General features: G+C 44.6%; 5 protein-coding genes. All 5 read right to left on the bottom strand.

The features are described from left to right. Positions 1-141: GTP-binding protein (locus JIG37_RS22525; RefSeq protein WP_244664431.1), on the bottom strand; the 141-nt coding region annotated here is incomplete at its 3' end. A gap of 60 nt (positions 142-201) precedes the next feature. Next, positions 202-2,316: an elongation factor G gene (gene fusA / locus JIG37_RS22520; protein ID WP_194442960.1), complete on the bottom strand. Its 2,115-nt coding sequence runs from the start codon at positions 2,314-2,316 to the stop codon at positions 202-204. Between the two features lie 27 nt (positions 2,317-2,343). After that, entirely contained in the window at positions 2,344-2,814 is a 471-nt protein-coding gene (rpsG, locus tag JIG37_RS22515; RefSeq protein WP_054554834.1) for a 30S ribosomal protein S7, read from the bottom strand. A 97-nt stretch (positions 2,815-2,911) separates the two neighbouring features. Next, positions 2,912-3,286: a 30S ribosomal protein S12 gene (rpsL, locus tag JIG37_RS22510; protein WP_002958885.1), complete on the bottom strand. Its 375-nt coding sequence runs from the start codon at positions 3,284-3,286 to the stop codon at positions 2,912-2,914. A 193-nt stretch (positions 3,287-3,479) separates the two neighbouring features. Beyond that, complete coding sequence (rpoC, locus tag JIG37_RS22505) at positions 3,480-7,652, bottom strand: DNA-directed RNA polymerase subunit beta' (RefSeq protein WP_054554832.1); 4,173 nt, start codon at positions 7,650-7,652, stop codon at positions 3,480-3,482. Positions 7,653-7,748 lie beyond the last annotated feature (96 nt).

Here is a 7,748-nt window from a genome sequence, read left to right as displayed (position 1 = left end):
GAAGTCTTTAGCTACACCACCGTATACTTTTGCAAGTACGTTAGTGATTGCTGCTGTTAGAGTTGTTTTACCGTGGTCAACGTGGCCGATTGTACCAACGTTTACGTGCGGTTTTACGCGTTCAAACTTTTCTTTTGCCATCTTAAAAAATTCCTATAAAGAAATTAACGCCTGACCCACTATTGGGCCAGACAAGCTAAATCATATAACAGCGCGAGCTGCAATTATTGCATCTGCAACGTTTTTAGCGGCTTCTGCATACTTCAAAAACTCCATAGAGTAAGATGCACGGCCTTGTGTTGCAGATCGCAGATCAGTTGCATAACCAAACATTTCAGAAAGTGGTACTTGCGCATTAATTTGCTTAAGACCACCGAATGCTTCTTCCATGCCTTCGATCATGCCGCGGCGACGGTTTAAGTCACCAACTACATCACCCATGTTTTCTTCAGGAGTGATAACTTCAACCTTCATTACTGGTTCTAGAAGAGCAGGGTTTGCTTCAAGCGCACCTTTCTTCATCGCCATTGAACCTGCAATCTTAAATGCCATTTCATTCGAGTCTACATCATGGAATGAACCATCATATAAAGTCGCTTTAACGCCAAGTAATGGGTAGCCAGCAAGCACACCTTGAGCCATTTGCTCTTGGATGCCTTTGTCTACCGCAGGGATGTATTCTTTAGGAACTGAACCACCAACGATTTCGTTAACGAATTCGTAAGTTGGCGCATCATCTTCCGAAATATCCATCGGTTCAAGTTTAAGCCAGACGTGACCATATTGACCACGACCACCTGATTGACGTACGAACTTCCCTTCAACTTCAACAGCTGAACGGATAGCTTCACGGTATGCTACCTGCGGCTTACCAACGTTACATTCAACACTGAATTCACGTTTCATACGGTCGACAATGATATCAAGGTGAAGTTCACCCATACCAGAAATAATAGTCTGGCCTGATTCTTCGTCAGTTTGTACTCTGAAAGACGGATCTTCTGCCGCTAGTTTACCTAACGCGATACCCATCTTATCTTGGTCAGCGACTGTGCGAGGCTCAACCGCAACAGAGATAACTGGCTCTGGGAACTCCATACGCTCAAGCGTAATGATTGAGTTCGGATCACACAGTGTCTCACCTGTTGTTACGTCTTTAAGACCAATAGCCGCTGCGATGTCGCCTGCGTAGACTACTTTGATCTCTTCACGTGAGTTTGAATGCATCTGAACGATACGACCAAGTCGCTCACGCTTACTTTTAACTGGATTGTATACCGCATCACCCTGTTTAACAGTACCAGAGTAAACACGGAAGAAGGTCAAGGTGCCAACGAACGGGTCTGTCGCAATCTTAAAAGCAAGTGCGGCAAACGGTGCGTTGTCATCAGCAGGACGTTCTTCCTCAGTACCATCTTCAACGATACCTTGGATTTGTTTCACTTGTGTTGGCGCAGGCATATATTCGATAACAGCATCAAGCACAGCTTGAACACCCTTATTCTTAAATGCACTACCACACGTCATTGGAACAATTTCGTTTGCTAATGTGCGCTGACGTAAAGCTGCTTTAATTTCAGCTTCGGTCAGGTCTTCACCTTCTAGATATTTGTCCATTAGTTCTTCTGATGCTTCAGCAGCGCTCTCAACCATGTGAGAACGCCATTCTTCTGCAAGCTCCAGAAGCTCTGCCGGAATGGCCTCATAAGTGAAAGTCATGCCTTGATCTTCGGCATTCCAGTTAATGGCTTTCATCTTAATAAGGTCAATAACACCTTTAAAGTCGTCTTCAGCACCAATTGGTAGCTGAATTGGAACAGGCGTTGCTCCAAGACGAGATTTCACCTGGTCCACAACTGTTAAGAAGTCAGCGCCAGTGCGATCCATTTTGTTTACGAAGATCATGCGAGGAACTTCGTATTTGTTCGCCTGACGCCAAACTGTCTCAGTTTGCGGCTGTACACCAGATGAAGCACAAAGAACAACTACCGCACCATCTAGTACGCGTAAAGAACGCTCTACTTCGATAGTGAAATCTACGTGTCCTGGCGTATCAATGATATTGATGCGATGGTCGTCAAATTGAGCGTCCATCCCTTTCCAGAAACACGTTGTTGCAGCAGAAGTGATTGTGATACCACGCTCTTGTTCCTGCTCCATCCAATCCATAGTTGCAGCACCATCATGTACTTCACCGATCTTATGAGAAAGACCCGTGTAGAACAGAACACGTTCTGTTGTGGTGGTTTTACCTGCATCTACGTGAGCGCAAATACCGATATTGCGATAGCGCTCAAGTGGAGTTGTACGTGCCATATGATCCTCTTAAAGGTTAAGGGCAGATTACCAACGGTAATGAGCGAATGCTTTATTCGCTTCAGCCATACGGTGAACGTCTTCACGTTTCTTAACCGCAGTGCCTTTGTTGTCAGCAGCGTCAACGATTTCTTGAGCTAAACGTAAGCCCATAGATTTTTCGCCACGCTTACGTGCAGCGTCTACTAACCAACGCATACCTAATGCGTTGCGACGTACTGGACGTACTTCAACTGGTACTTGGTACGTTGAACCACCAACACGGCGAGATTTAACCTCTACCTGTGGGCGAACGTTTTCAAGTGCAGCTTCAAAGATTTCAAGGTGCGACTTGCCTGATTTCTCAGCAGCCACGTCTAACGCACCATAAACGATTTTTTCAGCAGTAGATTTCTTGCCGTCTAACATTACTACGTTAACGAATTTAGCAAGAAGTTCCGATCCGAACTTAGGATCTGGAAGAATTTTACGTTGACCTATTACGCGTCTTCTAGGCATTTTGTATCTCCGGTATCTTCAGGTTTGCTCTTTTAGAGTCAATACCCAAAACAATTAATTTAAAAATTTAGTGCTTGGCCTTACTAACGGAGAACCATTAGCCCTTAGGGCGTTTAGCACCGTATTTAGAACGAGCTTGACGACGGTCGCTAACGCCTGCACAGTCAAGTGCACCACGTACAGTGTGGAAACGCACACCTGGTAAGTCTTTAACACGACCACCACGGATTAGGATTACACTGTGCTCTTGTAAGTTGTGGCCTTCACCACCAATGTAAGATGTTACTTCGAAACCGTTAGTTAAACGAACACGCGCTACTTTACGTAATGCAGAGTTTGGTTTCTTAGGTGTAGTTGTATATACACGAGTACATACACCACGCTTTTGCGGACAAGCTTTAAGTGCAGCTGAGTTACTTTTAGTAACTTTGCTACGACGTGGCTTACGCACTAGCTGGTTAATAGTTGCCATTTAAATAGCTCCTGAAATTAAAATTACTACTGAAAAAATAAAAAAATCCGCCCTGTTTACATGCTCGTTACAAAACGTGCAGGCAAATGGGTGGCGGAATTTTAATGAGCAAAGTTTAACCTGTCAACCTTAACTCATCGTAAGGCAGAAGATAACTGCCTTACGATTTCTTAATCTATTGATTAAGCTGAGATTATTGGTTTCCAGAGATATCTGCGTTTAGTGCGTCAGTAAGTGCTTGAGTTGCCTCTTCAGCGCTTACTGTTTGCTCTTCAACGATTTCACCTTGCTTGCGACGGTTTAAACGGTCTTGGTGATACGCAAAGCCTGTACCAGCTGGGATCAGACGACCCACGATTACGTTTTCTTTCAGACCACGAAGCTCATCGCTCTTACCATTTACAGCGGCTTCAGTTAGGACACGAGTTGTCTCCTGGAACGATGCTGCAGAAATGAAAGATTCTGTTGCAAGTGACGCTTTAGTGATACCCATTAACTGGATTTCAAACTTCGCTGGGATCTTGCCTTGTTTCTCAAGTTCACGGTTAGAAATATTAACGCGTGCTACTTCAACTTGTTCACCGGCTAAGAACTCAGTGTCACCGCCGTCAAGGATGATACATTTACGTAGCATCTGACGAATAATTGTCTCAATGTGCTTGTCATTGATCTTAACGCCTTGCAAGCGGTAAACCTCTTGCACTTCGTTAACGATGTAGTTAGCTACATGAGTTACACCACGTAGGCGTAAGATGTCATGTGGTGACTCAGGACCATCGGCGATAACCTCACCTTTAGACACTTGCTCACCTTCGAACACGTTAAGTTGACGCCATTTAGGGATCATCTCTTCGTATGCGTCACCCTCAGCAGGAGTGATTACAAGACGCTTCTTACCTTTAGTTTCTTTACCGAAGCTGATAGTACCTGTGATTTCTGCAAGGATTGCAGGATCTTTCGGCTTACGTGCTTCGAATAAGTCAGCTACGCGAGGTAGACCACCCGTGATATCACGAGTCTTCGAACCTTCTTGCGGAATACGTGCTAGTACGTCACCTGGGTTTGCAGTTGCACCGTCTGTTACTTCAATCGTTGTGAATGAAGGAAGACGTGTTTCTTGCAGACCACGCTCATCGCTTTCGATGATTAGTTTAGGTTCTTTCGCATTCGCTTTACCTAAGTCTTTAACAACCACACGTGTTAAACCAGTTAACTCGTCTGTTTGTGCTTCGGTATTTGAGTCATCAATGTCGCTGAATGAGATTTTTGACTTGTGCTCAAGAACGATTGGGTGACTATGCGGGTCCCAAGTAGCAACGATGTCGTTACCTTGAACTTCTGCATTATCTTGTACTGCTAACACCGCACCGTAAGGTACTTTATAACGCTCTTTCTCACGACCAAAGCTATCGATGATAGTGATCTCTGTTGAACGAGACGTGATAACAATCTTACCGTCTGTGTTTAATACGTACTTCGCATTGTGTAACTTCAATGTACCGTTAGTTTTAACTTGTACACTGTTTTCAGCAGACGCTCGAGATGCCGCACCACCGATGTGGAAGGTACGCATCGTAAGCTGTGTACCCGGCTCACCGATTGATTGTGCCGCGATAACACCTACTGACTCACCTGGGTTGATGATGTGGCCACGCGCAAGGTCACGACCGTAACACTTAGCACATACACCAAAGTCATTATCACAAGTGATTACTGAACGAACGCGCACTTCATCCACTGAGTGCTCTTCTAAAAGGTCACACAGTTTTTCGTCAAGCATAACGTTACGCTCAACAAGTACTTCGTTAGTATTTGGAATTAATACATCTTCAGCAACAACACGACCTAGTACACGTTCACGAAGTGCTTCTACAACGTCACCACCTTCGATAAGCGGTTTCATTGTTAAGCCATCTTCTGTGCCACAGTCGTCTTCGTTGATTACTAAGTCTTGTGCAACGTCTACTAGACGACGCGTTAAGTAACCCGAGTTTGCTGTTTTAAGTGCTGTATCGGCAAGACCTTTACGCGCACCGTGCGTTGAGATGAAGTACTGTAGTACGTTTAGACCTTCACGGAAGTTCGCCGTGATTGGTGTCTCGATGATTGAACCATCTGGACGTGCCATTAGACCACGCATACCCGCTAACTGACGGATCTGAGCGGCGCTACCACGTGCACCTGAGTCTGCCATCATAAACACTGAGTTAAATGAAGATTGCTCTTCTTCTTCGCCTTTCGCGTTGATTACAGTGTCTTTTGATAAGTTCGCCATCATCTCACGTGATAAGTTTTCATTTACACGTGACCAGATATCGATAACTTTGTTGTACTTTTCACCAGCCGTTACAAGACCTGATTGGAATTGTTGGTTGATTTCAGTTACTTCAGCTTCCGCTGATTCAATGATTTCTGCTTTAACCGGTGGGATAACTAAGTCATCGATACCGATTGAAACACCTGACTTCATTGCGTAGTGGAAACCTGTGTACATTACTTGGTCAGCAAAGATAACGGTATCTTTAAGACCTAGACGACGGTAACACTCGTTTAATAAGCCAGAAATTTGTTTCTTACCTAGGGCTTGGTTGATTAACTCAAACGGCATGCCCTTAGGTAGGATTAGTGAAAGAATTGCACGACCTACTGTTGTTTCAACAATAGATACTTGCTCAACTGCTTCACCTTCTTCATTGTCAACTGTTTCGCTAATACGTACTTTTACGCGCGCATGTAGCTCAGCATTACCACTGCGGTATGCTTTTTCAGCTTCTTTAGGATCTTTAAATACAGTACCTTCGCCTTTCGCATTGATACGATCACGAGTCATGTAGTAAAGACCTAATACAACGTCCTGTGAAGGAACGATGATTGGCTCACCATTCGCTGGAGATAGGATGTTGTTTGTAGACATCATTAGAGCACGTGCTTCTAACTGTGCTTCAAGCGTTAACGGTACGTGTACCGCCATTTGGTCACCATCGAAGTCAGCGTTGTACGCCGCACAAACTAATGGGTGTAAATGGATCGCTTTACCTTCGATAAGCACAGGTTCGAACGCTTGGATACCCAAACGGTGAAGTGTTGGTGCACGGTTGAGTAATACTGGATGTTCACGAATTACTTCGTCTAATACATCCCATACTTCTGCCACTTCACGCTCAACCATCTTCTTAGCTGCTTTGATAGTCGTAGCCATGCCGCGACGCTCTAGTTTGCCGTAGATAAATGGTTTGAATAGCTCAAGTGCCATCTTCTTAGGAAGACCACACTGGTGTAGTTTAAGCGTAGGACCTACTGTGATTACAGAACGGCCAGAGTAATCTACACGTTTACCAAGTAAGTTCTGACGGAAACGACCTTGCTTACCTTTGATCATATCAGCAAGCGATTTAAGAGGACGTTTGTTAGAACCTGTGATCGCACGACCGCGACGACCGTTATCAAGTAGCGCATCTACCGCTTCTTGTAACATACGTTTTTCGTTGCGTACGATAATGTCTGGTGCTGCTAGATCTAATAGACGCTTAAGACGGTTATTACGGTTAATAACACGACGGTAAAGGTCATTCAGATCAGAAGTCGCAAAACGACCACCGTCTAGTGGTACTAATGGACGTAGATCAGGCGGAAGTACTGGAAGTACTGTCATGATCATCCACTCAGGGTTGTTACCTGATTGGTGGAAAGATTCCATTAATTTAAGACGTTTAGTGATCTTCTTACGCTTAGTTTCAGAGTTAATTGTTGGTAACTCTTCACGCATTTCAGCAATTAATTGGCCAAGATCAAGTTCACGAAGCAAGTCTAATACTGCTTCTGCACCCATCTTCGCTTCAAACTCATCACCGTGCTCTTCAAGTGCATCTAGGTACTCTTCTTCACCTAAAAGCTGACCACGCTCAAGCGTTGTCATACCAGGCTCAGTTACTACGAATGATTCGAAGTAAAGTACGCGCTCGATGTCACGAAGTGTCATGTCTAGCATTAAGCCAATACGTGACGGTAATGATTTTAAGAACCAAATGTGCGCAACTGGGCTCGCAAGCTCAATGTGACCCATACGGTCACGACGCACTTTAGTAAGCGTTACTTCAACGCCACACTTTTCACAAATAACACCACGGTGCTTAAGGCGCTTATATTTACCACATAAACACTCATAATCTTTCACTGGGCCGAAAATACGGGCACAGAATAAGCCGTCGCGCTCAGGCTTGAAAGTACGGTAGTTGATTGTCTCAGGTTTCTTTACTTCACCGTATGACCATGAACGAACCATATCTGGCGAAGCAAGACCAATGCGAATTGCATCGAATTCTTCGGTCTTATTTTGTTGCTTCAGAAACTTAAGTAAGTCTTTCACCTTAGCTCTCCTGTCGGAGGTTAATCTTGAGGGCGAACCAATCGCCCCTACATTCTATTCGGCCTAACAGGTGCGGCTTACGCCGCACCTAAATGG

Origin of the sequence: Pseudoalteromonas sp. bablab_jr010 (genome assembly GCF_016464105.1) — a bacterium.
Taxonomy (GTDB): Bacteria; Pseudomonadota; Gammaproteobacteria; order Enterobacterales; family Alteromonadaceae; genus Pseudoalteromonas; species Pseudoalteromonas simplex.
Note: the sequence above shows the minus strand (reverse complement) of the source record. Positions and strands in the feature narration are given on the sequence as shown.

Excerpts from the sequence above, each read along its gene's own strand:
- fusA (WP_194442960.1), bottom strand. The coding sequence starts at position 2,316 with ATGGCACGTACAACTCCACTTGAGCGCTATCGCAATATCGGTATTTGC.
- rpsG (WP_054554834.1), bottom strand. The coding sequence starts at position 2,814 with ATGCCTAGAAGACGCGTAATAGGTCAACGTAAAATTCTTCCAGATCCT.
- rpsL (WP_002958885.1), bottom strand. The coding sequence starts at position 3,286 with ATGGCAACTATTAACCAGCTAGTGCGTAAGCCACGTCGTAGCAAAGTT.